This is a genomic window from Hyphomonas beringensis (assembly GCF_000682755.1).
Lineage (GTDB): Bacteria > Pseudomonadota > Alphaproteobacteria > Caulobacterales > Hyphomonadaceae > Hyphomonas > Hyphomonas beringensis.
On sequence record NZ_AWFF01000065.1, the window covers coordinates 1 to 24,673 of the forward strand.

Consider the following 24,673-nt stretch of genomic DNA (forward strand, 5'->3'; position numbering starts at 1 on the left):
TCATCCGTAAAGAGACGGGTCAGGTGTCTGGCGGTGGCAGCATACATCCCGCAACATTCGCGCTCATCCCGGCGACAGCCGGGATCCAGAATTGCGCGTCCAGAGCCTGCCGTCCTGGGCCCCGGCTTTCCCCGGGGTGAGCGGACATGAGGGAGCTGCCATCAAGCGCCGCTGCGAAGGCCTGGCTTGGTTCCCACGCAAACGGATCTTGATGTTTCTGTTTGGCGAGGGCCGCTTCGCGTTCAGCTGCCGTATCGCCAATATAAACAAGCCTGACATCACCATGGCGGTTCATTGTGAACATGAACGGCACGCCGGGCCCCTTGATCGAGCGGATATACATCCGCACGACAATCAGCTGCAGCCAGATCCAGAAGCGGTATGGCTCCAGTTCCGGTGTCAGATCACGGGGAGGGGCGAAGAGCTGATCCATGGGGCGTAGTATATCCCGGCACGCAGGGGTGTCGGAAAACTAATTTCATCTCCCAATGATCCGGGTAGATCCCGGCCCACAAAATGTGGGATAAGCCGGCGTGCGCAGGTTTACACGGCCCCGCGGCCCGCTAACCTGTGATTGCAGGGGCAAGACGGGGCAGGCAGATGGCAATTTCCCAGGAATGGTGGGACCGGTGGTGGGATAAGGATTATTCCTGGGACGGTCTGGCGAAGAAAGACTGGAGAGGCTGGATCGTGCCCGAGGATGGCGTGCCCGTCCCTGCAGCAGATGGTGTGGAGGGCCGTCAGGCGACGCTGCAGGATTACTGGCGTCGGGCGGGGGTGGCTGGGGATGTTGAGCGGCCTGAATTCCAGTGCCCGAAGACAGGGCGACGCTTCACGCGCGTTCACTTGCCGCTGACATTCCGGGATGGCAGCCAGACGCTGAAGGGCGCGGAGGATGATGCGTTCGGTAGGGATGTAAACGCTACGCTTAGCGCTGTACTATCTGACGAAGTTATTGAAACAAAATTCGATGATGTTGCTCGCATTGAAGGCGCTGATCATCGTCTTCAATGGCAAGGCGCTATAATTGGCGATTTCGATCTTAATAAGCTCTCGACGCTGTCTAGACTGGACTGTGAGCGAATTCCCATCTCTATAAATGCCCACCTAGCTGCTTTCTTCGGAGAGACGCAATTCCGGCAGGCCGACTTTTTAGGCGATGCGGATTTCAGCTATGCCGCTTTCGGGATGTACGTGACTTTTGAGAAAGCATCCTTTCACACGAATGCCAGATTTCATTATGCGATCTTCTCAGGGGAGAGCCATTTTACTGATAGCATTTTTTCAGAATGGGCTATTTTCAATAACTCAATTTTCTTAGGACATGCACTCTTCAACCGAGTTGCTTTCGCTAAATTTTGTAGTTTTCATTCAGCCGTTTTCTGGAGGCAGGCTATTTTTGGGGCAGCCGCCTTTTCTGAAGGTGTTAGTTTTCAAAGTACTGCTTTTCTAGAGATTGCTAATTTCTCTAAAGCTGTATTTTTTGGGGACGCTAATTTCAGCGGAGAAGGGCGCAGCCTGACTAGCGAGCGTGTGGACCAGTCCATCGCGTTGTCGTCGCAAGCCGGGGATACGGGGGTGGCTTTGGAGGGGCGTTTGACAGGCGAGCCTGCGGCGCTGTCCATCGCGCGGCGGTCTGTCAAGCGTTTCAACGCAAAAGGGGCTATGTTTCTTGGCCCGGCTGACTTTTCCAACCGGGACATTTTGAATGGGCCCAGCACGAATGAATCCGATTTCCATGGCGCGCACTTTTTCCATATATTCAAACTACATGGCAGCGTGCTGCATCGTGGCATCAATTTTGGGAGCACAAATGTCAAGCTTGCTGTGGAACGGGGAAAGACAAAGGCACGCTTCCTGCCAGTGCCTGATGCCCTGAAAGCAGGACTGGAAAATCTGAAACGCGCTATTCCGGAAAAGCCGCAACAACCTGCGGGAGATGCGCCTGAGTGGCAGAAAGAGCAATATGTGCGAGAGGCTGCAAAATGGTCGGCTGTCTATGAGGGAGACATTGAAGCATTTCAGAAATGGCGGCAGGCCGAGGCGCTGGCCTTCAAGAGAGGCCCGCGTGGAGATCGGATCGAATATTTCCGGGCTCTGGAAGACTGTTATCGGACGCTCAAGCTGTTTAATGAAGACAGGCGGGACAGGGTGGAAGAGGGCCGGTTCCACCGGCTGGAACTGATCGCCCGGCGCAGGCGTGGCCGCCCGAAATATACGACACTTCAACAGTTGGCCTTCTGGCAAGAGAAAGAGGGCATCTCGCTCCGAGAACGGATTATGTCTCGCATTTATGGCGGGGCGTCCAATTACGGAAACTCGGTCGCGCGGCCGCTTGTCTGTTTGATCATCGGGATGTTTCTGTTTGCGCTTGCCTATATGATGATGGGGGACTGGTTTATCTATGCCCCCAATTGGAAACATTTCGGCGAAGCGATGGCATTCTCCCTTGGGCAGGTTCTGCCATTCGGGCCGTGGGATGCGCCTGATCCGTGCACGGCGATTGGCCAGATGCTGGACCCGCTGACCGGCCCGGCACAGGCAGCCTGCAAGCAGCATCTGGGCGATGGCTTTGAACACCGCCTCTATATTAACGGCACGCCCATTGGCCTGCGCCTGCTCGCCAGCCTTCAGTCGCTGAGCGCGATTATTCTGGTGTTCCTGTCGGGCCTTGCGATCCGGCGGCGGTTCCAGATCAATTAGTAGCTCTTCGGCAGGCCCAGAACGCGTTCGGCGATGAAGTTGAGGATCATCTCGCGGCTGACAGGGGCGATGCGGGCGAGCATGGCTTCGCGCATCATGCGCTCGACATGGTATTCCTTGGCATAGCCCATGCCGCCATGGGTCAACACGGCGGTTTCGCAGGCGCGGAAGCCGGCCTCTGTGCCGAGATATTTCGCGGCGTTCGCCTCCGCCCCGCAATCGAGGCCCTCATCATAAAGCCCGGCCGCCTTGTAGGCGAGCAGTTCGGCGGCGGACAGCTCCGCCCAGGCCTTGGCGAGCGGGTGCTGAATGCCCTGGTTCTGGCCGATGGGGCGGCCGAACACGACGCGATCCTTGGCATATTGAGCCGCGCGCTCCAGCGCCGAAAAGCCGAGGCCGATGCTTTCCACCGCGAACAGAACGCGTTCCGGGTTCAGGCCCTGGATCAGATATTTGAAGCCCGCGCCTTCCTCGCCGATCAGGTGTTCCTTCGGCACTTCCAGACCGTCAATGAACAGTGTGTTGCACTCCACCGCCTTGCGGCCCATTTTCGGGATCGGGTTCGCCTCGATCTTGCCGCGGTCAAGATCTGTGTAGAACAGGGAGAGGCCCATATAGGGCTTGGCGCATTGGTCTTTCGGCGTGGTGCGCGCGATGATCAGGATCTTGTCGGCGCGCTGGGCCCCGGTTGTCCAGATCTTGCGGCCATTGATGGTGTAGCCGGAATTGGTGCGCTCTGCCTTGGTCTCCAGGCTGGACGTGTCGAGGCCGGAATTCGGCTCTGTCACGGCAAAGCACATCTTCTCCTGGCCGGCGATGATCTTGGGCAGGTTTTCCTGCTTCTGCTCGGCATTGCCGAACTTCTCCAGAGGCTTCGGCCCGAAAATGTTGAGGTGGATGGCGGAGGCGGCGGAAAAGCCCGCGCCGGTGCGCGTCACCGTCTGCATCATCAGCGCGGCTTCCTTCAGGCCAAGGCCCGCGCCGCCATATTCTTCCGGGAAGGCAATGCCCAGCCAGCCGCCCGCAGCCATGGCGTCGCAGAACTCTTCCGGCCAGTCGCCGGTTTCGTCTGTCTTGGCCCAGTATTCATCATTGAAGGGCTCGAGCGTTTTCTCGACAGCGGCCTTGATGGCGGCCTGGTCTTCACTCATCGGGGCGATCTGATGCATGCGGCGTGGTCCTCCTGAGGCAAAGACTTAAGGCGCAGGGGGCGGCGCGTCCAGCAATCGCGCTGCGTCAGGGGAGCGCAATATCATCTTCAACGCCAATGGCGCGGAGGAAGGCCGGGTCGTGGCTGATCGTGATCAGGGCGCCGTCATAGGCGGTGAGGGCGGCTTCGAGGGCTTCGATCGTGTCCATGTCGAGATGGTTGGTCGGCTCGTCCAGCAGCAGCAGTTCCGGCGGCTCTGGCGCAGCAAAGATGGCGGAGAGCCCGGCGCGCAGACGCTCCCCGCCGCTCAGCGTCGTGACAGGCTGATGCGCGGCCGTGTTGCGGAAGGCAAAGCGGGCGAGGGCAGCGTGCGCCTCATTCAAGGTAAGGTGCGGCTGGACAGCGAGGATGGCGTCCAGAATGGAGCCTTCGCGCGGCAGCAGGCTGACATGCTGGTCCAGTCTGGCGATGCGGTGCGTGTGGCGCTGCAGCGTGCCGGACGCGGGGGCGATCTCTCCCAGGATCATGCGCATCAGCGTGCTCTTGCCGGAGCCGTTCGGACCGGAAATGGCGAGGCGGCGAGGGCCGCGCAGGGTGAAGCTGAGTGGGCCGAACAGGCGGCGCCCGTTAAAGGCAGCGGTGATGTCTGTGGCGGTCAGAATATCCTTGCTGGCAGGCAGCTGGACGGGTGGCAGCTCCATCGTTATGGGCGCTGTGATCTCGACACGGGCGCGGGCCGCCTCGACAGAGGCATTGGCCTCTCCGGTCAGGCGACCGGCGAACTGGTTGCCACGGGCGGCAGTGTGCTCGGCGCGTTCGGCGCGGGCATCCAGCAGCAGTTTCGGCTCTGACCCTTTGGCGCGGGCGCTGCGGCCAGCCTTGTCGCGGCGGTCCTGTTTTTCCTTTGCGCGCTGGGCGTCTGCCTCGGCCCGTTTCAGGGCGTTCACGGAGCGTGTCAGGTCTGCCTCGGCCTGGGCACGGGCGGCGTCGCGGGCCTCTCGAAACTCGCTCCAGCCTCCGCCGAAAATGGTGACGCCGATGGGGGAAAGCTCCACAATCCGGTCCATCTGTTCCAGCAGGTTCCGGTCATGGCTGGCGATGATTGCGCCGCCGTGCCAGTCTTTCAGAAGGGAGGCGATGGCGGCGCGCCCTTCCGTATCGAGATTATTGGTCGGCTCATCCAGTAGCAGGATGTCCGGCTGTTCCAGCAACAGGCGGGCGACCATGACCCGGGTGCGCTCGCCGCCGCTCAATTGGGCGAGGGGTGTGTCCAGCGGCATCTCTCGCAGGCCGGTGGCGGAGAGGGCGGCCTCCAGACGCGGCTCCAGCGTCCAGTCTGCGGCGTCTGCATCTTCCAGCGTGCCGTCGCCCGCCATCATGCGGGCGAGGATGGCAAGGCCCTCTGCCGCGCCAAGGGCTTCGGACACGGTGAGGGTCTCGTCGGCGATCTGGGTGAGGCGGCCAATGCGGCCGTGTACGGAGAGGCTGCCGCGGGCGGGCTCGATCTCGCCGGCGATGGCGCGCAGCAGGGTGGACTTGCCACAGCCATTGCGGCCGACAAGGCCAATGCGTTCGCGGCCAAGCGAGAGAGTCAGCCCATCAAAAAGCGGCGTGCCGTCAGGCGCTGTGAGGAAAAGAGAGTCGAGCGTGAGAGAAGAAGACATGGGGAAGCCGAATGTACATGGAAGGGGTCAGCGAAGCGGTGGGCTTTGCGATATCCATGTGTCTGGCCTCCAAAAAATCTCTGCGGTCGAGATGTCTAGATACGCACTTTCAGGCTGCGATCAAGGCTAATCGGAAGATTTCCAGATCAGGCGGGCAGAAGTCGCGCTGGTGAGAAGGCGTTGGCAAGCTCGCTGGTCTGATGACCGAGCATCTGGTCCGCCAGAATACGGGCGGTCAGCGGGGCGAGCAGGATGCCATTGCGATAATGGCCTGCGGCGACGAACATGTTTGCCTGCCGTGTACGCCCCAGGAAGGGCGCAAGATCCGGTGTGCCTGGTCGCACGCCGGACCAGGTGTCGGTGATACGGGCCCCTGCAACAGACGGCACGATGCGGGCGGCATTCTCCAGCAGGGTGGCAATGCTTTCCGTATCCGGCATACCTTCAGTGCGGCCAGGTTCCATCGTTGCGCCAATGACCAAAAGGTCTCCACGCGGCACCATATAGATGACGCCCGCGCGCAGCGTGGTGGACGGATGATCTTCCCGGCGCTCTACTGACAGCATCTGGCCGCCATAGGAGTCGATCTCTTCGAGCGTGGTGTCCCAATTGACGAGGCTGAATTGCTGGCCGTGCTCTTCCACTTTAAGCACGGCGCTTTGCCAGCCGGCCGTGACGAGCAGCAGGTCATGGCCTTCAATGGCAAGGTCGCTGCCGCGCGCGTGCAGCGGCGCCGGGGCGCGCTGAACCGTGATGTTCGGATGGCGCTCGCAAAGGGTCAACAGGGCGGTAACGACGGCGCGGTTGTTCACATAGCCATCGGTTTCGAGCTTCAGGGCACGGATCAGGTTCGGCGACAGGGCCGGTTCGATCTGGCGCGCTTCCTCAAGGCTGAGCTGCTGGCCAGGCAGGCCCTTGGCTTTCAGGTTTTCGAGAATGCCGGAGAGATGCTGCGCGGTGGCGTCATCGGCAGCCACGGCGAGGGACGGCCCGGCGGAATAGCCGAGATGCACGCCGCTGTCGCGCTGAAGGCGTTCTGCAAAGCCAGGCCAGAGGTCTGCGCTCTCCAGGCAAAGTTCGAACAGGCGCGGATGCACGCCGGGCTCGCAGGCGGCCTCATAGGCCGGGGCGATCATGCCTGCGGCGGCCCAGCTGGCGCCGCGTCCGGGCGGGTTCGGATCATAGAGGGTAACAGGCGCGCCGCGGGCGGCGAGTTCCAGCGCGCAGCTGAGGCCGATAATGCCTGCGCCAGCTATGGCAATGCGGGGCAGGGAATCGGAAGGGCCATCAGCGCGGGTCATGCGCGCTGTTTAGGCCATTTTCTCAGGGAATTGAATGTTCAGGCCGCACTTGTCTGCAATTTCTGGACTTCCCAGAAATTCTGGAAGGCTTCGGCCCATTTCTGGCTCTGGAAGATGATTTCCTTGTGCATGTTGCCCATCGGGCAGACAGCCGTGCGGACCATCATTTGCGGATAGTCATCGCAGGCCGGGTTGCGGGTGATGTGCTCGCTGAGGAAAGCATCCAGTGCCGCCGCCAGTATTGCGTCTTCTTCCGGAGACCCGAGGGCCAGATCGACAATAATATCACTCATCTACTTCCCCACATCCTGTGCCGTGTAGCCTTTATTTATGAGAGCCTTTCTAGACCCCTCTTAATTAATGCAAAATTTGCACTGCCATAGAAGTTTCACACTCCGGATCATTTCTTTTGGCGGAATGTGCAAGAAACGGGCAAAAGGTCGCTACCTTGCTTTGTTGCGATTCATTCTCAACTGTGTTTGAACGATGTTCTAACGCTGAGAAGAGAAAGATTGTTCCATGAAATGGTATGCGCCCCTTGCGACAGCCGCCCTGTTTCTGGCCGCCTGTAGTGGCCCGGCAAACGAGCCTGCTGAAAGTGATGCGCCTGTAACGCCTGCTGCGGAATCCGCGGGCGTGTTGAACGTCTATTCCGCGCGTCACTATGATTCCGACAAGAAAATGTACAAGCAGTTCGAAGCCGAAACCGGCATCAAGGTGCGTTTCCGGGAGTCGGGGGCGGCCGAATTGCTGGAGGCGATGAAGGCCGAGGGCGAAAACAGCCCCGCCGATGTGATTATTTCCTCCGATGCGGGCACGCTGTACAGATTTGAGGCAGCAGGTCTGACACAGCCCGCCAATTCAGAGATTCTGGACGAGGTGGTGCCAGAGCATTTCCGCGATCCGGACGGCAACTGGTACGGCCTGACCAAGCGTTTCCGCGTGATCGTCTATGATCCCGAGCGCGTCACCCCGGAGCAGGTGGATGAATATGCCGATCTTGCCAGCGCCGATTTCGATGGCGAAGTCTGCATGCGCTCGTCCACGAATATCTACAATCTGTCCCTGATGGGCGAACTGATCGACCGGATGGGCGCGGACACGGCCGCCGCCTGGGCGCGCAGCGTGGTGGAGAATTTCGCCCGCCCGCCGCAAGGGGGTGACACGACCCAGATCGAGGCGATTGCCGCCGGTGAATGCTCGGTCGCGCTGACCAATCACTATTACTGGGTGCGCATGATGCAGGGCTCTCCCACGCAACGCGCCGCGGCCAGCAAGACGAAACTCTCCTTCCCGCAACAGGATAGCTGGGGCACGCATGTGAACGTGACCGGCGCAGCTGTGGCCGCAAACTCTCCCAATCGCGAGAATGCGCTGCGCTTCATCGAATGGCTGACCACGCCGGAAGGCCAGGCCCTGCTGACGACCGAGACCAAGGAAGTGCCGCTGATCGAGGGTGCCAAGATGCCTGAGGGGCTGGAATTGCTGCCGGCCGAGTTCAAGGAAAGCGTCTTCCCGCTCAACAAGCTGGGCGAGAATCAGGGCGAGGCGCAGGCCATTTATGACCGGGCGGGATGGAACTAAGCCGTTTTGACAAGTCTGACATACCTTCGCAGCTTCAGAGTCAGAAGCGTTGACGGGCCCGCCTTACTGGCGGGCCTGATCATTGCTGTGCCGGTCATTGCCACGCTGATTGCGGGGCTGGTGTTCGGCGGCGGAGATGTGTGGGTGCACATTCGCGACACGCTGCTGACCGGCTATACGCTGGGCACGTTGGGAACGCTGGCATTAACCGCCATCATGACCCTGGCGATTGCGGTTCCGGCTGCATGGCTGGTGACGATGTACCGCTTTCCGGGGCGGGGCCTGTTCGAATGGCTGCTGATCCTGCCGCTGGCCGCGCCCGGCTATGTGCTGGCCTATGCCTATGCGGATCTGATGGGCCTGATGGGGCCGTTCCAGATGGCGATCCGTGAGGCGACGGGCCTGTCTGCGCGGGACTATTGGTTCCCGGACATGCGCAGCCTGCCGGGCCTGGCCTTCGTGCTGACCTGCGCGCTGTATCCTTATGTCTATCTGACGGCCCGTTCGGCCTTCGTGTCGCAATCTGTCTGCGCCCTGGAAGCCGCGCGCAGCCTGGGCGCCAGCAGTGCCCGCCGGTTCTGGCAAGTGGCGCTGCCTGCCGCGCGGCCCGCGATTGCCGCAGGCCTGGCGCTGACGTTGATGGAGGCGGCAGCAGATTATGGCGCGGCGGAATTTCTCGGGGTGCCAACGCTGACCTTTGGCATCGTTCGCGCCTGGCAGAGCTTTGGCGATCCGTCTGCGGCGTCCCGTCTGGCGCTGATCCTGGTGGTGATCGTGATCGCGCTGATCCTGACAGAGCGTCACACGCGCGGACGGGCAGGCAGCCAACAAAGCTCAACACGCTGGCGCACGGTGTCTCGCACCAAATTGCCAATTGGCGCAGGTTTGGTGGCCAGCGCCTTCTGCGGCATCGTCTTCCTGGTCGCCTTCTTCATGCCTGTGTCGCGGCTGATCTGGCTGAGCCTTGAGAGTCATGACCAGATTGCGCCAATCGGGCAGGCGCTGATCAATACGCTGATCCTGGCGGGCTCTGGCGCGGCGCTGGCCTTTGTACTGGCGCTGACGATTGCGCTGAGTGCGCGCCAGAGCGGGCTGGTTGCAGGCTTTGCGCGCATCATGGCGTCGAGCGGCTATGCCATTCCGGGCGCTGTGCTGGCGCTGGGCGCGCTGCTCGTGATGGGGCAGCTGGGCATCACGCTGACCGGGGCATGGGCGATTGTCGCGCTGGCCTGGGTCTATGCCAGCCGGTTCACGACCTCTGGCGCCGAGCCGATGGTGGCCGCGCTTGGCAGGGCCCCGGCCTCCATGGGCTATGCCGCCGAAAGCCTTGGCGCCTCGCCACTGCGGCGGGCGGTTTCCGTGGACCTGCCGGTCGCGCTATCAGGCGCCATGGCTGGTGCACTGATCCTGTTTGTTGAATCGCTGAAAGAGCTGCCCGCGACGCTGATGCTGCGCCCGTTCAATTGGGACACGCTGTCTGTGCGAGCGAATGCCTATGCCAGTGATGAGCGGCTGGCGGCGGCGGCGCTGCCGTCTCTGCTGATCACGCTGGCGGGCCTGTTGCCGGTGATCCTGCTGTCCTGGCGGCTCAGCCATTCCCGGCCTGGAGATACGCAATGAGTGAGACGCTGACCGCCACGGGCATTTCCCGGCGCTATGGCACCTCCACGGTGGTGAAGGATGTCAGCCTGACCCTGCAGCCGGGCCATATCACGGCCCTGCTGGGCGGATCGGGCGCGGGCAAGTCCACGCTGCTGCGCCTGTTTGCCGGGCTGGAGCCGGTCGATACGGGCGAAATCCGGCTGGGCGACCAGCTTTTGTCTTCGCCTGACAAGACCGTGCCGGCGGAAAAGCGCCGAATTGGCCTCATTTTTCAGGATTTTGCGCTGTTTCCACACCTGACAGCGGCGCAAAATGTGGCCTTTGGCCTGAAATCCATGGGCAAGGAGGCCGCGCGGGCGCTGGCGGCGGAATGGCTGGAGCGGCTGGGCCTGACAGGCCGCGCAGAGGCCTATCCGCATGAAATCTCCGGCGGGGAGCAGCAGCGGGTGGCGATTGCCCGCGCGCTGGCACCGAGCCCGGCAGCCATCCTGATGGACGAGCCCTTCTCTGGCCTCGACCCGGCGCTGCGCGGCAGTGTGCGCGATACGGCTCTGGCCGCAATCCGGGAGGCTGGCATTCCGGCTCTCCTGGTGACGCATGACCCGACAGAAGCGCTGGAAAGCGCTGATTGTATTGCAATTTTGCAGGGCGGAACGCTGTTGCAACAGGGCGAGGCCGCCGAGATCTACATGAATCCGGCGAGCGCCGCCGTAGCTGCATCGCTGGGGCCGGTCAGCCGCCTGAAGGCCGAGCATTTGCCGGAAGGACTTGCCGGGCAGGCGGTTCCGGCAGGAACGGAACTGATCGTACGCCCTGAAGGGGTGCTGCATGACGAGAACTCTCCGGCGCGGGCGAAAGTGCTGGCCAGCCAGCTGACCGGTCCGCTCTGCCGCCTGCTGTTGCAATGCAATGGCCAGGCGCTGACGGCGCTGGTTCCGCGTACCACGGCGCCCAAGGCGGGCACGGAGATCGGCATCCGCCTGGATCCGGCGCTGACATTCATGTTCCAGTCAGCCGACACCTGACAATTCTGTCATCAGTGTTGATCGCCCCTCGCCTTTAGGCGGCGAGCCCCGTAAATTCAGGGGCGTAACTGATGAACGGGAGGCGCTAAACATGGCGCGAAATTTCCTGAAGCTTGCTGCGACAGCCGCCATGGCCGCCCTGATGGCTGCCAGTGCGTCGGCCCAGAGCCTGATCCGCGATACCGAGATCGAGGAGACGCTGCGCGAATGGACAAACCCCATTCTGGATGTTGCGGGCCTGAACCCCGACGATGTTGGCCTCTATATCATCAATGACCCGTCGCTGAACGCCTTCGTGGCGAACGGCCAGAACATTCACATTCACACCGGCCTGATCATCGCGGCGGAATCGCCGCTCCAGATCAAGGGCGTGATCGGGCACGAAACCTGTCACATTGCGTGCGGCCACTCGGTCAGCCGCCAGCGCGCCGCCGGTGTTGCGATGCGCCCGGCGCTGCTCTCTATCGGGCTCGGCATCCTGGCCATGGCGGCCGGAGAAGGCGGGGCCGGCGCGGCGCTGATCGGCTCGTCCCAGCAATTTGCGGCGCTCAATTTCTTCGTCCACACCCGCGCGGAAGAGGCGACCGCCGATGCCGCCGCCGTGGAATATCTGACGCAGCTGGGCGAATCTCCGCGCGGCCTGGTCGAGTTCTTCGAGAAGTTCCGCTATCAGGAAGTGCTGTCAGACGCCCGCCGCTATCCGTATTTCCGGGCCCACCCGCTGGCCTCTGACCGTATCCGCACGGTGCGCCAGCTGGCCGAGGATTCCGGCATGATGGATGTGCAGCCGACAGACCGGGAAGTCTATCAATACCAGATGATGCGCGCGAAGCTGATCGGCTTCCTCGACACGCCGAACAAGGTGGCGCGCGAATATCCGGCGAGCGACCAGAGCGAGCCGGCCCGCTATGCCCGGGCCATCGCGGCAATGCAGGCCTCTGACATCGAAACCTCGTTGACACTGATCGACTCGCTTCTGGAAGACGAACCGGACAATCCGTATTTCTGGGAGCTGAAAGGCCAGGTCCTGTTTGAAAGTGGCCGCACGGCAGAATCGGTTGAACCGCACAAGCGCTCACTGGAGTTGAAGCCCGGCGCGCCGCTGCTGCTGATCAATTATGCGCGGTCTCTCAATGCTCGTAGAGAGCCGGGCGATATCGAAGCCGCCGAGGATGCGCTGCAAAAAGCGCTGATCGCGGAGCCGGACAATGCCTTTGCCTGGGCACAGCTGGCCATCACCTATGAGGAGCAGGGCCGCCGCGCCGAAGCACAGCTGGCAACCGCCGAGTCCGCATATTCGGTCGGCGATATTGTACGGGCGAACCGCTTTGCGCACTTCGCTGTGCAGGATCTTGAGGTCGGCACGCCGGACTATCGCCGCGCCGATGACATCCTGATGGTGACAGACCCCAACAATCCGGACAATCGCGATATGTATCGCCGCAGGGGCCCGCGCTTTTCGCTCACGACCCAATAAGTTGCGATCAACTTTGTGTCAGGCCTGATGGACGCGGGCCGTGCAGCCTGTATATCTGCGAAACGTAATATTAGACCTGATGACAGGAAGGCCCGTATGACCTTTAAACTTGCCACCATGACTGCCGCGATGGCGGTTGTCGCCCTGACCCCCGCCTGCGCAGAGAGCAAGGCTGCTCCCGCTGCTGACCGTGAGGCCATGGAAGAGGTCGTGCGCGACTACATTCTGGAAAATCCCGAGATCATCGAGGAAGCCCTGATCAAGCTGGCCGACCGCCAGCGCGTCGAGGCGGCGAAGGCCAGCCAGGACGCGATCATGCAGAATTACGACAATCTGTATAATCATGCCGATGACCATTTCATCGGTCCGGAAGATGCCGAGGTCACGCTGGTCGAGTTCTTCGATTATCGCTGTGGCTATTGCAAACGCTCTGTCGATTGGGTGCAGAACCTGCCCGAGGAATATGACGGCAAGGTCCGCGTCGTGTTCAAGGAACTGCCGATCTTTGGCGGCATCAGCGAGACCGCTGCGCTGGCAGCCCTCGCGGCTGGCAAGCAGGGCAAGTACAACGAGTATCACGTTGCGCTGATGAAGTTGAAGAAAAATGACGATCTCACCGAAGCGAAGCTGGACGAGATTGCCAAGGAACATGGCATCGACGTGAAGAAGATGCGCGCCGACATGCGCTCCATGGAAATCCAGAAGCAGCTGGCAGAGATGAAGCAGCTGGGCCGGACGCTGGGCGTCGACGGCACGCCGGGCTTCTTCATAGGCGATAATTACATTGAAGGGGCGAACACGCCGCGCATCATCGAGCTGATCGAGGGTCAACTAGACAGCTAAAAGGCCAGGCCTCAAGAGGGCCAAGCCTCAAGAAGGGACGGACGTTTCGTACGGGCTGTCCAGCGAGAAGACAGGGATGGTGGCGATCAGCGTGGCGCCATCATCGCTTTCCAGATCATAGGTGCCACTCATGATGCCCGACGGGGCAGACAGTGGCGCGCCGGATGTATAGCTGAACCGCTCTCCCGGCCCGAGCGTCGGCGTCTGGCCGATTACGCCGTCCCCATCGACAATCTGGCGCCGGCCAGCGGCATCCACGATGCGCCAGTGACGGCGCACAATGGTCCAGGTCTGCTGGCTCTCATTCTCTACTTCGACTGTATAGGACCACATGAAGCGAGCCTTTGCCGGCTCTGATTCATCATGCATGAATTTCGGGCGAACCCGGATGCGGACACCATCCGTGATCTGTTCATATAGTGGAGGTGGAACCCGTCTGCCCATTCCTGTAAAATTCAATCCTATTGGTTCACACTCTGTTAAGGGCGTTGGTCAAATCCATTACAAGATCGTCAGAATCCTCCAATCCGACGGACATCCGGATCCAGCTACGGTCAAGCCCCATTGAGGCCTGCTCTTCATCGCTGAGCGCACGGTGCGTGGTGGAGGAGGGGTGACAGGCGAGGGATTTGGTGTCGCCAAGATTGTTGCAGATATCGACCAGCTCCAGCGCATTCAGGAATTTGAACGCGGCGTCCTGTCCGCCTTTGAGCGAGAGCGCGATCATTGTGCCACCAGCGCTCATCTGGCGCTTGTGCACTTCGTAATGCGGGTGGTCTTCCCGGTGGGGATAGCGCACCGCCGCGATGGCCGGGTGATCGGCGATGACATCTGCCAGGCGCGCGGCATTCTGTGTCTGTTGGTCCACGCGCAGCTTCAACGTCTCCAATCCTTTCAGCACGACCCAGGCGTTAAAGGGAGAGGCCGCAGGGCCCATATGGCGCAGCCACGGATCTATCATCTCTTCGATATATGCCGATTTGCCGAGGATTGCACCGCCCATGACGCGGCCCTGACCGTCCATATGCTTCGTTGTGGAGTAAACGACGAGATCAGCGCCAAGCTCCAGTGGCTTTTGCAGGATCGGCGTGGCGAACACATTGTCGACCACCAGCACGGCGCCTGCCTTCTTGCACAGCTTTGACACCGCTTCGATGTCCACACCGTCCAGCAGCGGATTGGCCGGGCTTTCGATCAGCACGAGCTGGCAGCCCTTGGCGATCTCGCGTTCCCAGGCCTCAAGGTCCGAGCCGTCCACGAAGACGGTTTCGATGCCAAATTTCGGCATCTGGTTGGCGATGATCCAGCGGCACGAGCCGAACAGGGCCGTGGCCGCCACAACGCGGTCACCCGCCTTCAGCGGCGCAAGTATCGCGCTGGAGATGGCGCCCATGCCGGAGGCCGCGACGCGGCAGGTCTCTGCGCCTTCGATCAGGGCGAGGCGCTGTTGCAGCATTTCGCAGGTCGGGCTGCCATAGCGGGAATAGACAAAGCCATCCTCTTCGCCCGCCATGCGGCGCATCGCCTGTTCGGCGCTGTCATATGAGTAGCCGGAGGTGAGATATAGCGCTTCGGAGATCTCGCCATGGGGCGAGCGCATCAGGCCGCCGCGCACCGCACGGGTCGCAGGCTTCCAGCCCTTTTTGCTATCGCTACCTTGTCCATCTGCCATGACACTATAGTCCTTGTGTTTCGTGTAATGGGTCTTATGCCTGAGACGGCAAGGGGTGCAAGAGATGGCCGAAGATTCGGGTGTATTGCCAGACCATGAGATCATCGCGCTGGCAGAGGCCGGGGCGATCCGGACAGACCTGCCGCTGGACGATGGACAGGTGCAGCCGGCCAGCCTGGATCTGAGGCTGGCAGAGGATGCCTATCGCCTGCGGGCCAGCTTTCTGCCCGGCAAGGAGCGCACGGTTGCCGAGATGCTGCAGGAGCCGGGCATCCACATGCACCGGATCGACCTGACCAAGGAAGGCGCGGTGCTGGAGACGGGCTGTGTGTATCTGGTGCCGCTGCAGGAACATCTGCGTCTGCCGCCCGGCATTGCGGCGCGGGCGAACCCGAAAAGCTCCACCGGACGGATCGACGTGTTCACGCGCCTGGTGACGAACCGCTCACGCGCCTTTGATGAAGTGCCGATGGGCTATTCCGGGCCGCTTTACCTGGAGGTGAGCCCGCGGACCTTCCCGATCATGGTGCGGCCGGGGGACCGGCTGGCGCAGATCCGGTTCAAGCGCAAACGGCCCGAGACGCTGAAAGAGAAAGTCGTCTCCATCGACCTGGAAGTGAAGGGCGACCAGCCCGTTGGCTGGCGCGCCAAGCACCATTCCGGCATCGTGGACCTTCGCGGAATTGGCGCGCATGAGGCCAGCCAGTTCTGGGAACCGGTCTGGCCACGTGATGGCCGGATTGTTCTGAACCCGGAGGAGTTTTATATTCTGGTCAGCCGGGAGACGGTAAAGGTTGCGCCAAGTGAGGCCGCAGAGATGGCCCCGATCGCGCCGGAGCTGGGCGAGTTCCGTGCGCATTATGCGGGGTTCTTCGATCCGGGCTTTGGCATGAATTCCGGCGGCAGCCGCGCCGTGCTGGAAGTACGCTCACGCGATGTGCCGTTTATTCTGGAACACGGCCAACCGGTCGCCAAGCTGATCTATGAAAGCATGGCATCCAAACCGCAGGGCCTTTATGGTGGAAAAGGCTCCAATTATCAGGGGCAAGGACTGAAACTGTCGAAGCATTTTGCCTGAAGAGGGGCTGGCCCATGAAACTTCATTATTCTCTCACCTCGCCCTATGCGCGAAAAGTTCGTGTCGTGATTATCGAGCATGATATGGAAGATGAGGTGGAACTGGTGAAGGCCAATTCCATGGCAGAGGGCGCGCCAGAGATCATCCACAATCCGCTCAGCAAGATCCCCTCGCTGATCCTGGGGGATGGCTATGCCCTCTATGACAGCCCGGTGATCTGCGAGTATCTGGACCATGAAGCAGGCGGCAAGCGCCTGCTACCCAAGGAAGGTTCGCGCCGCTGGACCGTGCTGCGCGCGCAAGCCCTGGGAGATGGCATTCTGGACGCGGCCCTTGGCCTGGTCATGGAAAGCCGACGGCCCGAAGAAGAGCGCTCTGCGATGTGGCAGGAGCGCTGGACGGGGGCCATCCATCGCGGCGTGGACCAGATTGCCGAGGAGATTGCGGAAGACGCCAAGGCGTTCGATCTTGGCCGGATCACCTATGTCTGCGCGCTCGGCTATCTCGATTTCAGGTTGCCGGACCTCGACTGGCGGGCCCCGCATCCGGAGCTGGCAGACTGGTATGACGAGATTTCCGCACGTGAAAGCTTCGCCCGCACGCGCCCGCCGGAAGAGTAGGGCTGTAGTGTAATGCGTATTGCACATGGCATGCGCGCTGATAGTTCGAGATTCTTTTTATAATTGTAACTTGTTCAACCATTGATTCTGGGCTTGTCTGCAACCAGGACGAGTATGGGGTGAGTTGGTGATTACAATTGATAATGGCTTCTTTCTGAGTGGCCATCGCACGGCAGCCGAGAAGCTTTTCAAGGCCATCTTTCATAAGCCACGTGCGTATATGAACCAGGGGCAGGCCGAGTTGGGCATGCTCAAGAAGTACATTCCGGCGGGCTCAACGACGATTGATGTCGGCGCGAATGTCGGGGAGTTTTCCAGGCGCCTGTCGCAACTTTCCGAAGGCGGACTGGTCGTGGCGTTCGAGCCGCAATCCATGCCGCGCTCAGTCATGACAGTGGCGGGCTTCATGCGCGGGAAGAGCCAGATCATGGTGCTGCCTCTGGCGCTGGGCGATGATGAGGGCATGGTGACGCTGAGTGTGCCGATCAAGAAATCCCGTAATATTGGTGTCGGCCTGGCGCATATTGGCAGTGATCAGGATTTCCAGGGCCGCTTTGAGGTGAAGAAGGAATTGGTGCCGCTGACCCGGTTGGACACCGTGATCAAGCGTATCGAGACCGGCCCGATTTCTTTCATCAAGATTGATGTTGAAGGCGGGGAACTGAACGTGCTGCGCGGCGCAGTCGAGACGATTGAACTGCACCGGCCCACAGTCTTGTGCGAGGTGGAAGCCCATCAGAGCCGGTTCGACTCGACGGTTGAGGAACTGGCAGATTTCTTCCGCCAACGCGGCTATGTCGCGCGCAGCATCACGACGGGCGAGGTGCTGCCGTTTGATGCCATGGAGCATAATACGGTCTTCACCCCGGCAGACTGAGCTGCCGGGGCGAGACCTAGGGGAACCCAGACGGATCAGGCTGGTTCGGTTGCCATGATGTACGAGGCTGGCCAGTCGATGTTTGCAAAATAGCGCGCGGTCATTCGGTCGATATAGGCCACCAGATTGTCGTGCTTGCGGACAAGACCGCTCAGCGGCGTGTCGAAATACTCGGTCGCGCAGGCGATCAGGACAGCGGCAACAGCGGCATCCGCGCAGCTTGGTTCGTCCCCGAACATATAGTCCTGATCCCCAAGGTGCATGGCGATGGCTCCGATGTCCCAGTCGGCCAGCTGCATCCGTTCCTCATCCGTGAAACGGCCCGTGCCTTCGCCGGTGTGCATGGCGGCAAGACCATTGCGCACCTCTTGCCGTACGCCCGCGCGGGCAGGTTCCGGCACGTCCAAGAAGAACTGGGCCGGACCTTTGTTGAAGTTCTCATCCTTCATCCAGCGCTCATACGCCATGATCTTGGCGAGCTGTCCTTCCGCCATGCGCTCCAGGGCCCAGCTTGCGGCGATCTCCTTGCCACTCATGCCGTCATAGAGGCCGCGGCCGAGCTTGGTTTCCAGATGGCGGCGGATGAAATTGCTGTCCTCGACCAGATGGCCATCATCGATGATGTATGGCGCCTTGTGCTTCGGAACGCTTTCGAGATCCGCCATGGCGCGGGTGAAGCTGACGCCCAGCATTTGCAGCTGAATGTCTGACTTCATGACAAAGGGGCTGGGCGAAGGGCAGTCGAACATGGGGCCCCATCCATAAAACGTGATCATCACTTTTCTCCTGTTGGCTCGTGATGAGGGCTTGATAGCGGAGGGCTGCTGACAGCATGGTGTCAGCAGTGTGGCAGTAGGGATCATTTCATGAGACGCACCGAACGGCTTTTCCAGATCATCCAGATTCTGCGCCGCAAGTCCCGGCCCGTTACCGGACAGGAACTGGCCGAGGAGTTGGAGATCAGCCTGCGCACGCTCTACCGCGATATGGCGGAGCTGATTGCACAGCGCGTGCCGATCCGGGGGGAGGCGGGCACCGGCTATGTGCTGGAGTCTGGATATGACATGCCGCCCCTGATGCTGACGACGGATGAGTTGGAGGCCGCTGTTCTGGGCGCGCGCTGGGTGGCGGCGCGTGGGGATGCGCGATTGGTGCGCGGCGCGGAGGATCTTATCGCGAAATTATCCACGGCTGTACCGCTGGAACTGCAGCCCGTGATTGTGGATTCCGGGCTTCTTCCAGTCAGCTTTCGCAAGCGCCCGGAGGATTCCTTTGATGTGGCGCTGGTGCGCGAAGCGATCCGCACCCAGAGAAAGATGGATCTTGGCTATGCCGACGAGGCAGGCAATGTGACCCGCCGCACGGTGTGGCCATTCCTGATCGTGTATGCAGATGACATACGGATGATGTGTGCCTGGTGTGAATTGCGGCAAGGCTTCCGCCATTTCCGGACAGACCGGGTAAAACAGATCGAGATGCTGGAGGGCCGATTCCCCGAGCGCGTCGCGCGCCTGCGCAAGGATTGGGAAGCGGAGCGTGCCGAGCAGCGCCGCAAGGCGGCTAGTCCTCCAGATTCAGACGCATCTCGGTGATGTAGGGTTTGAAGCCTGTCTTCTCATAAGCGCGGATCGCGGGCGTGTTGTTGCTGTAGACCTCAAGACGCACTTCGGGCAGGCCGCGTGAGCGGGCCCAGGCGAAGAGGTGATCCATCAGCAGGCGGTTCAATCCCTTGCCGCGATGGTCAGGGTGCACGAACATGAAGCCGAGAAAGGCATGATAGTCGGATTCGACATAAGGCTTTGAGGGCTGTTTGTGCGCATAGCCGGTGGCAATGATCTCCCCCTCCAGCTCGATGACCGCCACTTCGGCATCGTCTGACATGACCAGCTCGCCGACATCATAATAGCTGATCGGGTCTGGCCGCAGAGTGTGATCATAGGGCCGCTCAGCCGAAATGATGCCCTGTTCGCACTGCTTCAGCACGGGCACGTCATCCGGGATGGCGGAGCGGATGCGGATACGTGTGGTAAAGTCGTCTGAAGTCATGGAATTGCTTTTGCCTGTAAGGGCAGCCTGCATCAAGGGTGCGGCGCGGGGATGCCGTGACGGCGGGACAGCGCATGCAGAATGGCGTTGCGGTCATTAATGAAATAGTGGCCGTCATGCTGCTGCACGCCGTCCAGGCCTTCGCCTGTGTCAGACAGGATCAGAACAGGAGAGCCTTGATTGTCTTCACCCAGAAGGCTGACAATCTCCATGCGCGGGCGGGCCCAGTTGATGCGGTGGATCTCCAGCTTTTCGGAGAGCTCCGGATAGCTGACCAATAGGCCTTCCATGATGATGCAGTCCGGGCAGTAATAGGCCGCGTCAGGGTAGGCCGGATCGCTATTGTGCGGGTCCAGAAGGTAGAGCGTGTCTTTTTGCATGATCTAATGCTTTGTCTGCTGAAGGTCTCGGTAGCTGACCAGCTGGCCACTGCGGGTCTCTTCCGGGCTGACCATTTTAACCAGTTCGGCAGCGACCTCTTCCGGGGTTGGAAGGGTCATCGGGTCTTCGCCCGGCATGGCCTCGGCGCGCATGCCGGTGCGGGTGCCGCCCGGATTGTAGAGATTGGCGCGCAGTTTCAGGTTTTCATTCTCATCCGCCCAGCCGAGCACCAGCGCTTCAAGGCCTGCCTTGGAGGCCTGATAGGGGCCCCAGAAGGCGCGTGGGGTACGCGCGACGCCAGAGCTGACGAATACTGCGCGCGGCGCCTCCGACTGGTGCATCCAGGGCGACAGCGCGCGGATCAGGTGGAAGTTTGATGTGAGGTTCACCGCAATGGTTTCCTCAAAGCTGCGCGGGCCGCAGGTTTCGACCGGGCCCAGCGTGCCGAGAATGCCGGCATTGGCAACCAGGCCATCAAGACGGCCAAAGCGCTCTCCGATCACCTTGCCAAGTGTTTCGATGCTCTTGGTATCTTTCAAATCCATCGGCACGAGGACGGCTTCGCTGCCATTGGCGCGGATCTCGTCGTCTAGCTTTTCCAGCGCAGCCTTGGAGCGGGCGACGGCAATGACAAGGTCGCCCCGTTCGGCCAGTTGAAGCGCGGCGGCGCGGCCAATGCCACGCGAAGCGCCGGTCACGAGGGTGATGCGGGGAGTGTCAGTCATGGGCCCTGTTATCCTGTTATGTCATCCCGGAAAATGCGCGGCACGTCTCCGGGATGACCTGATGTCCTGATCTGCCTTCAAGCCAAAGACTTAGGCATCGTCCAGCAGGGAAAGTTGGCGTTCCTTGTCGGCCTCGGCATGTTCATTGTCTACCAGAGGGGTCGGATAGACGCCCGTGAAGCAATGGTCCGCAAATTGCGGCTGCATCGGATTGCGTTGCGGCTCTCCGATCGCCTTGTAGAGGCCGTCCACGGAAAGGAAGCCGAGCGAGTCGACGTTCAGTTCCTTCACCATCTCCTCATGCGTATGGATCGCAGCGAAGAGTTCGGATTTGGCGGCCATGTCGATGCCGTAAAAATCCGGGTTCACGATAGGGGGGCTGGCCGAGCGGAAATGGATTTCCTTGGCGCCGGCCTCACGCACCATCTGGACAATCTTCTTGGACGTGTTGCCCCGCACGATGGAGTCATCGACCAGAATCACGCGCTTGCCATCCAGCACGGCGCGGTTCGGGCTGTGCTTCTTGGAGACAGCGCTCTGGCGTCCGGTCTGGGTCGGCTGGATGAAGGTCCGCCCGACATAGTGGTTCCGGATGATGCCCATCTGGAAGGGGATACCGGTCTGTTCGGAGAAGCCGAGCGCGGCCGGCACGCCGGAATCCGGCACCGGTACGATCACATCGGCGTCTGCCGGGGTTTCAAGGCCCAGCTGATGGCCCATGCGGCGGCGCACTTGATAGATGGAGCGGCCCTGAACGATTGAGTCCGGACGGGAGAAATAGACATATTCGAACACGCACGGGCTGGACGGGCGCGGCGCGGCGAAGCGATGGGATTCGACGCCCTTTTCGCTGATGACGACGATCTCGCCATTCTCGACCTCACGCACGAATTCCGCGCCGATAATGTCCAGCGCGCAGGTTTCTGACGCCAGGACATAGGCTTCGCCCAGCTTGCCCAGGATCAGCGGGCGCAGGCCCACAGGGTCACGCGCGCCGATCAGTTTCTTGCCGGTCAGGCCGACCAGGGCATAGCCGCCCTCGATCTTCTGCAGCGCATCAACCAGCCGGTCCAGGAAGCGCGGGCGCGTGGACCGGGCAACCAGGTGCAGGATGACTTCGGTGTCCATGGTGGACTGGAAGATCGCCCCGTCTTTCACCAGTTCTGTGCGCAGCTTGCGCGAATTGGTCAGATTGCCGTTGTGGGCAACCGCGAAGCCGCCCCCGGCAAGGTCTGCAAAAATGGGCTGCACATTGCGAAGCATGGTGCGCCCTTGTGTGGAATAACGGTTGTGACCGATGGCAGCGTGGCCCGGGAGGCGTTGGCGCAGGTCTCCACCGAAATGCTCACCCACCATGCCGAGATGGCGTTCCGAAGGGAAACGCTTTCCGTCAAAGGTGATGATGCCACACGCTTCCTGTCCGCGGTGCTGAAGGGCATGAAGGCCCAGCGCCGTCAAAAGACTGGCTTCGTGGTTTCCGTAGATTCCGAAGACGCCGCACTCCTCGCGTGGCTTGTCATCATCATGATCGAAATAGACCATCTGAGACGCACCTCCTGAGTGACAGTATTGCGACACGGGCCTATTGCCCTGTTTTGGCCTCTGAGGGAAGGGCGGCTTGCACATCTTTTCCGACTTTCGAGGCTTCATCATTCACATAGGAAGCCATGTTGCTTAGCGCCGGGTAGGTGGCGGAGTTTTCTATCCAGTCCGGGATCCGGCTATCATCCAAGGCCAGATTTAGGAGCACAGCGAAGAAAACCAAGGCAATGAAACCACGTGCGATGCCGAAGAACAGGCCCGCAATGTGATCAAACATGCCGATTCCATCGGCACCCTGGATGTTTTTCGACAGGCGCTGGCCCAGCCAGGCCACGATCACATAGACAATAATGAAGGCGACAATCACCAGGAACAGGTCTGCCGTCCACGGCTCCATACCATCCGGCACAAGCGCGGCCAGATCATCACGGAAGAATTTGCGGGCATAATAGGCGGCGGCGAGGGCGCCGATGAACGCGCCGAGTGTGGCAACTTCCCGCAAGAACCCCCGGGCAAAGGCCATGATCGCGGAGATCACGATGACAGCGACGGCGATAGCGTCGAAAGCTGTAATGGACTCAAGCATTCTGTGCGTCCGGAGCGAGGGTTTGGGCCAGATCGATAAGTCTTTTAATTGGCGTGATCGTCAAGCCATCCACTGTGGTTGGACTGCCTTCTGGAACATAGGCGTGAGTAAACCCTAAACGTACGGCTTCTTTAAGGCGCTGCTCCATACGCGCAACAGGCCGGACAGCACCGGACAGGGCCACTTCGCCGAAGAACACGCTGCGGCCCGGAACCGCCGTATCAGACAGGGAGGTTAACAGCGCCGCCGCCGCGCCAAGATCGCCCGCAGGCTCGCTGATCCGGTAGCCGCCCGCGACGGAGAGATACACATCCATCCCCGACAGGCTGATGCCACAGCGCGCTTCCAGCACGGCCAGCAACATGGCGAGCCGTCCGCCATCCCAGCCGACGACGCTGCGCCGCGGCGTGCCATAGGCGCTTTTCGCGACCAGGGCCTGCACTTCGGCCAGTACGGGGCGGGAGCCTTCCATGGCCGCAAACACAGCCGCGCCGCCTTCGCCCTCTCCCTCCGCACTGAGGAACAGGGCAGAGGGCTCCTTCGCCGGGGCGAGGCCGTATTGATGCATTTCGAAGATACCGATCTCGTCCGTTGGGCCGAAACGGTTTTTGACCGCGCGCAGGATGCGGAACTGGTGGCCGCGCTCGCCCTCGAAATAGAAGACGGCGTCGACCATGTGTTCCACCACGCGGGGGCCGGCAATATTGCCTTCCTTGGTGACATGGCCGACCAGGACCAGCGCCGCGCCGGATTTCTTGGCCCAGCGGACCAGTTCCTGCGCGCAGGCGCGAACCTGGCTGACCGAGCCGGGCGCGGCCTCAAGACTGTCTGACCACATGGTCTGGATGGAATCGATGACAACGAAATCGGGTTTCGCGGTTTTCAGCGCGGAGAGGATCTTGCGGAGGTCTGTTTCTGTCGCGAGGTCTACCGGGCTGTTCGCCACTTTGAGGCGCTGGGCACGCTCCTGAATCTGGGCGGCGGCTTCCTCGCCGGAGACATAGACCGTCTTCACGCCGTTGCGGGCCAGCCGCGCGGCGACCTGCAGCAGCAGCGTGGACTTGCCGATGCCGGGATCCCCGCCGATCAGCGTGGCAGATGATGGCACGATGCCGCCGCCGAAGACGCGGTCCAGCTCCTCGACGCCCATCACGACGCGGGCGGGCGTTTCCGTCTCTGAATTCAGGGCGACGAATTCGGCCTTTGAGCTGCGCTTGGTGCCGGTCTTGGGCGCGGCAAGCCCGCCGGGCGCGCTGCTGACGGCTTCCTCAACCAGCGTGTTCCACTCTCCGCAGCCATTGCACTTGCCGCTCCATTTGGAGTGAACTTCCCCGCAGGACTGGCAGACATAGGCAATATTGGAGGCTTTAGGCATGGTTAAGGGGATATGTCGCTTTGGCGCGCGGGGAAAGGGGAATTGACGGCAGGAAACTCAACGAAATGGCCCGGCAAACACAAACCATGCGCCCAGACCGATCAGGCCAAAGCCGATGGCATGGTTCCAGGTGAAGGCCTCTTTCAGGTAGAGCACCGAGAATACGGCAAACACGATGAGGGTGATGACTTCCTGCATCGTCTTCAGCTGTGCGGCTGAATAGACGGTATGGCCGATCCGGTTGGCGGGCACGGCAAAGCAATACTCAAAGAAGGCGAGGCCCCAGCTGGCCAGCACGACCAGCCAGATCGCCTTGCCGGGAAATTTCAGATGCCCATACCAGGCAAAGGTCATCACGATATTGGAAACGATCAACAGGAAGATCGGCGCGATCGCCGGAACAGAAAGCACAGGCATGGCAT

Annotated in this window: 25 protein-coding genes; 10 read left to right on the forward strand and 15 right to left on the reverse strand. The window is 61.1% G+C overall.

Going from position 1 to position 24,673, the window contains the following annotated elements; translation table 11 throughout:
- Window positions 1–19: 19 nt before the first annotated feature.
- Window positions 20–433 carry a hypothetical protein gene (locus HY29_RS14330; RefSeq protein WP_034798162.1) on the reverse strand — a complete coding sequence of 138 codons (414 nt, stop codon included), beginning with the start codon at window positions 431–433 and terminating at the stop codon, window positions 20–22.
- A 413-nt stretch (window positions 434–846) separates the two neighbouring features.
- Here HY29_RS14330 and HY29_RS14335 point away from each other — a divergent pair, with 413 nt between their 5' ends.
- Window positions 847–2,703: a pentapeptide repeat-containing protein gene (locus HY29_RS14335; protein ID WP_155838361.1), complete on the forward strand. Its 1,857-nt coding sequence runs from the start codon at window positions 847–849 to the stop codon at window positions 2,701–2,703.
- Here the strand turns inward: HY29_RS14335 and HY29_RS14340 are convergent.
- From HY29_RS14340 to HY29_RS14355, 4 genes are all read right to left on the reverse strand, one after another.
- On the reverse strand, window positions 2,700–3,872 hold the full coding sequence (locus tag HY29_RS14340) for an acyl-CoA dehydrogenase family protein (protein WP_155838362.1): 1,173 nt from the start codon (window positions 3,870–3,872) through the stop codon (window positions 2,700–2,702). The genes HY29_RS14335 and HY29_RS14340 overlap by 4 nt on opposite strands.
- Before the next feature lie 67 nt (window positions 3,873–3,939).
- Window positions 3,940–5,517 (reverse strand): ABC-F family ATP-binding cassette domain-containing protein, encoded by a 1,578-nt coding sequence (locus HY29_RS14345; protein WP_034798166.1) that lies wholly within the window; start codon window positions 5,515–5,517, stop codon window positions 3,940–3,942.
- 146 nt (window positions 5,518–5,663) lie between these two features.
- The gene (locus HY29_RS14350) at window positions 5,664–6,818 is read right to left on the reverse strand and encodes an FAD-dependent oxidoreductase (RefSeq protein ID WP_034798167.1); all 1,155 of its coding nucleotides are present in this window, start codon (window positions 6,816–6,818) and stop codon (window positions 5,664–5,666) included.
- 38 nt (window positions 6,819–6,856) lie between these two features.
- Window positions 6,857–7,111 carry a hypothetical protein gene (locus HY29_RS14355; RefSeq protein ID WP_034798169.1) on the reverse strand — a complete coding sequence of 85 codons (255 nt, stop codon included), beginning with the start codon at window positions 7,109–7,111 and terminating at the stop codon, window positions 6,857–6,859.
- 226 nt (window positions 7,112–7,337) lie between these two features.
- Between HY29_RS14355 and HY29_RS14360 the strand changes: the two genes are divergently transcribed.
- The 5 genes from HY29_RS14360 to HY29_RS14380 all read left to right on the forward strand — a co-directional run bounded on the left by HY29_RS14360 (window position 7,338) and on the right by HY29_RS14380 (window position 13,349).
- Window positions 7,338–8,402, forward strand: coding sequence for an extracellular solute-binding protein (locus tag HY29_RS14360; RefSeq protein ID WP_034798170.1), 1,065 nt, complete (start codon window positions 7,338–7,340; stop codon window positions 8,400–8,402).
- A gap of 6 nt (window positions 8,403–8,408) precedes the next feature.
- On the forward strand, window positions 8,409–10,022 hold the full coding sequence (locus HY29_RS14365) for an ABC transporter permease (RefSeq protein WP_241765223.1): 1,614 nt from the start codon (window positions 8,409–8,411) through the stop codon (window positions 10,020–10,022).
- On the forward strand, window positions 10,019–11,029 hold the full coding sequence (locus tag HY29_RS14370) for an ABC transporter ATP-binding protein (protein ID WP_034798171.1): 1,011 nt from the start codon (window positions 10,019–10,021) through the stop codon (window positions 11,027–11,029). The genes HY29_RS14365 and HY29_RS14370 overlap by 4 nt, the downstream gene beginning before the upstream one ends.
- 91 nt (window positions 11,030–11,120) lie before the next feature.
- Entirely contained in the window at window positions 11,121–12,506 is a 1,386-nt protein-coding gene (locus tag HY29_RS14375; RefSeq protein WP_034798172.1) for a M48 family metalloprotease, read from the forward strand.
- A gap of 96 nt (window positions 12,507–12,602) precedes the next feature.
- Window positions 12,603–13,349: a DsbA family protein gene (locus tag HY29_RS14380; protein WP_051601565.1), complete on the forward strand. Its 747-nt coding sequence runs from the start codon at window positions 12,603–12,605 to the stop codon at window positions 13,347–13,349.
- A 27-nt stretch (window positions 13,350–13,376) separates the two neighbouring features.
- On the opposite strand, the gene apaG is transcribed toward HY29_RS14380, so the two are convergent.
- Both apaG and metZ read right to left on the reverse strand, forming a co-directional pair.
- Window positions 13,377–13,793 carry a Co2+/Mg2+ efflux protein ApaG gene (gene apaG / locus HY29_RS14385; RefSeq protein ID WP_034798173.1) on the reverse strand — a complete coding sequence of 139 codons (417 nt, stop codon included), beginning with the start codon at window positions 13,791–13,793 and terminating at the stop codon, window positions 13,377–13,379.
- A 25-nt stretch (window positions 13,794–13,818) separates the two neighbouring features.
- Window positions 13,819–15,021: an O-succinylhomoserine sulfhydrylase gene (metZ, locus tag HY29_RS14390; RefSeq protein ID WP_034798174.1), complete on the reverse strand. Its 1,203-nt coding sequence runs from the start codon at window positions 15,019–15,021 to the stop codon at window positions 13,819–13,821.
- 64 nt (window positions 15,022–15,085) lie between these two features.
- Here metZ and HY29_RS14395 point away from each other — a divergent pair, with 64 nt between their 5' ends.
- The 3 genes from HY29_RS14395 (at window position 15,086) to HY29_RS14405 (ending at window position 17,596) form a co-directional block, all read left to right on the forward strand.
- The gene (locus HY29_RS14395) at window positions 15,086–16,099 is read left to right on the forward strand and encodes a 2'-deoxycytidine 5'-triphosphate deaminase (protein ID WP_034798175.1); all 1,014 of its coding nucleotides are present in this window, start codon (window positions 15,086–15,088) and stop codon (window positions 16,097–16,099) included.
- Window positions 16,100–16,113: 14 nt separating this feature from the next.
- Complete coding sequence (locus HY29_RS14400; RefSeq protein ID WP_034798176.1) at window positions 16,114–16,719, forward strand: glutathione S-transferase N-terminal domain-containing protein; 606 nt, start codon at window positions 16,114–16,116, stop codon at window positions 16,717–16,719.
- 127 nt (window positions 16,720–16,846) lie between these two features.
- Complete coding sequence (locus tag HY29_RS14405) at window positions 16,847–17,596, forward strand: FkbM family methyltransferase (protein ID WP_155838363.1); 750 nt, start codon at window positions 16,847–16,849, stop codon at window positions 17,594–17,596.
- A 35-nt stretch (window positions 17,597–17,631) separates the two neighbouring features.
- On the opposite strand, the gene HY29_RS14410 is transcribed toward HY29_RS14405, so the two are convergent.
- Entirely contained in the window at window positions 17,632–18,372 is a 741-nt protein-coding gene (locus HY29_RS14410; protein WP_051601566.1) for a glutathione S-transferase family protein, read from the reverse strand.
- Window positions 18,373–18,462: 90 nt separating this feature from the next.
- Here HY29_RS14410 and HY29_RS14415 point away from each other — a divergent pair, with 90 nt between their 5' ends.
- Window positions 18,463–19,188: a helix-turn-helix transcriptional regulator gene (locus HY29_RS14415; protein WP_034798180.1), complete on the forward strand. Its 726-nt coding sequence runs from the start codon at window positions 18,463–18,465 to the stop codon at window positions 19,186–19,188.
- On the opposite strand, the gene HY29_RS14420 is transcribed toward HY29_RS14415, so the two are convergent.
- The 7 genes from HY29_RS14420 to HY29_RS14450 form a co-directional block, all read right to left on the reverse strand.
- On the reverse strand, window positions 19,157–19,642 hold the full coding sequence (locus HY29_RS14420) for a GNAT family N-acetyltransferase (protein ID WP_034798406.1): 486 nt from the start codon (window positions 19,640–19,642) through the stop codon (window positions 19,157–19,159). The genes HY29_RS14415 and HY29_RS14420 overlap by 32 nt on opposite strands.
- Before the next feature lie 32 nt (window positions 19,643–19,674).
- On the reverse strand, window positions 19,675–20,022 hold the full coding sequence (locus HY29_RS14425) for a DUF3088 domain-containing protein (protein WP_034798182.1): 348 nt from the start codon (window positions 20,020–20,022) through the stop codon (window positions 19,675–19,677).
- 3 nt (window positions 20,023–20,025) lie between these two features.
- A complete protein-coding gene (locus HY29_RS14430) occupies window positions 20,026–20,748 on the reverse strand; it encodes an SDR family NAD(P)-dependent oxidoreductase (protein ID WP_034798184.1) in 723 nt (240 codons plus the stop codon).
- A 90-nt stretch (window positions 20,749–20,838) separates the two neighbouring features.
- A complete protein-coding gene (purF, locus tag HY29_RS14435; protein ID WP_034798186.1) occupies window positions 20,839–22,290 on the reverse strand; it encodes an amidophosphoribosyltransferase in 1,452 nt (483 codons plus the stop codon).
- 40 nt (window positions 22,291–22,330) lie between these two features.
- Window positions 22,331–22,876, reverse strand: coding sequence for a CvpA family protein (locus HY29_RS14440; RefSeq protein WP_034798188.1), 546 nt, complete (start codon window positions 22,874–22,876; stop codon window positions 22,331–22,333).
- A complete protein-coding gene (radA, locus tag HY29_RS14445; RefSeq protein WP_034798190.1) occupies window positions 22,869–24,251 on the reverse strand; it encodes a DNA repair protein RadA in 1,383 nt (460 codons plus the stop codon). The genes HY29_RS14440 and radA overlap by 8 nt, the downstream gene beginning before the upstream one ends.
- A 57-nt stretch (window positions 24,252–24,308) precedes the next feature.
- Window positions 24,309–24,668: a DMT family protein gene (locus HY29_RS14450; RefSeq protein WP_034798192.1), complete on the reverse strand. Its 360-nt coding sequence runs from the start codon at window positions 24,666–24,668 to the stop codon at window positions 24,309–24,311.
- Window positions 24,669–24,673 lie beyond the last annotated feature (5 nt).

Bases quoted from the DNA above. Each gene is read 5' to 3' on its own strand.
- HY29_RS14330 (WP_034798162.1), bottom strand. From the start codon at position 433: ATGGATCAGCTCTTCGCCCCTCCCCGTGATCTGACACCGGAACTGGAG.
- HY29_RS14340 (WP_155838362.1), bottom strand. From the start codon at position 3,872: ATGCATCAGATCGCCCCGATGAGTGAAGACCAGGCCGCCATCAAGGCC.
- HY29_RS14345 (WP_034798166.1), bottom strand. From the start codon at position 5,517: ATGTCTTCTTCTCTCACGCTCGACTCTCTTTTCCTCACAGCGCCTGAC.
- HY29_RS14350 (WP_034798167.1), bottom strand. From the start codon at position 6,818: ATGACCCGCGCTGATGGCCCTTCCGATTCCCTGCCCCGCATTGCCATA.
- HY29_RS14355 (WP_034798169.1), bottom strand. From the start codon at position 7,111: ATGAGTGATATTATTGTCGATCTGGCCCTCGGGTCTCCGGAAGAAGAC.
- HY29_RS14360 (WP_034798170.1), top strand. From the start codon at position 7,338: ATGAAATGGTATGCGCCCCTTGCGACAGCCGCCCTGTTTCTGGCCGCC.
- HY29_RS14370 (WP_034798171.1), top strand. From the start codon at position 10,019: ATGAGTGAGACGCTGACCGCCACGGGCATTTCCCGGCGCTATGGCACC.
- HY29_RS14375 (WP_034798172.1), top strand. From the start codon at position 11,121: ATGGCGCGAAATTTCCTGAAGCTTGCTGCGACAGCCGCCATGGCCGCC.
- HY29_RS14380 (WP_051601565.1), top strand. From the start codon at position 12,603: ATGACCTTTAAACTTGCCACCATGACTGCCGCGATGGCGGTTGTCGCC.
- apaG (WP_034798173.1), bottom strand. From the start codon at position 13,793: ATGGGCAGACGGGTTCCACCTCCACTATATGAACAGATCACGGATGGT.
- metZ (WP_034798174.1), bottom strand. From the start codon at position 15,021: ATGGCAGATGGACAAGGTAGCGATAGCAAAAAGGGCTGGAAGCCTGCG.
- HY29_RS14395 (WP_034798175.1), top strand. From the start codon at position 15,086: ATGGCCGAAGATTCGGGTGTATTGCCAGACCATGAGATCATCGCGCTG.
- HY29_RS14400 (WP_034798176.1), top strand. From the start codon at position 16,114: ATGAAACTTCATTATTCTCTCACCTCGCCCTATGCGCGAAAAGTTCGT.
- HY29_RS14410 (WP_051601566.1), bottom strand. From the start codon at position 18,372: ATGATCACGTTTTATGGATGGGGCCCCATGTTCGACTGCCCTTCGCCC.
- HY29_RS14415 (WP_034798180.1), top strand. From the start codon at position 18,463: ATGAGACGCACCGAACGGCTTTTCCAGATCATCCAGATTCTGCGCCGC.
- HY29_RS14420 (WP_034798406.1), bottom strand. From the start codon at position 19,642: ATGACTTCAGACGACTTTACCACACGTATCCGCATCCGCTCCGCCATC.
- HY29_RS14425 (WP_034798182.1), bottom strand. From the start codon at position 20,022: ATGCAAAAAGACACGCTCTACCTTCTGGACCCGCACAATAGCGATCCG.
- HY29_RS14430 (WP_034798184.1), bottom strand. From the start codon at position 20,748: ATGACTGACACTCCCCGCATCACCCTCGTGACCGGCGCTTCGCGTGGC.
- purF (WP_034798186.1), bottom strand. From the start codon at position 22,290: ATGGTCTATTTCGATCATGATGATGACAAGCCACGCGAGGAGTGCGGC.
- HY29_RS14440 (WP_034798188.1), bottom strand. From the start codon at position 22,876: ATGCTTGAGTCCATTACAGCTTTCGACGCTATCGCCGTCGCTGTCATC.
- radA (WP_034798190.1), bottom strand. From the start codon at position 24,251: ATGCCTAAAGCCTCCAATATTGCCTATGTCTGCCAGTCCTGCGGGGAA.
- HY29_RS14450 (WP_034798192.1), bottom strand. From the start codon at position 24,668: ATGCCTGTGCTTTCTGTTCCGGCGATCGCGCCGATCTTCCTGTTGATC.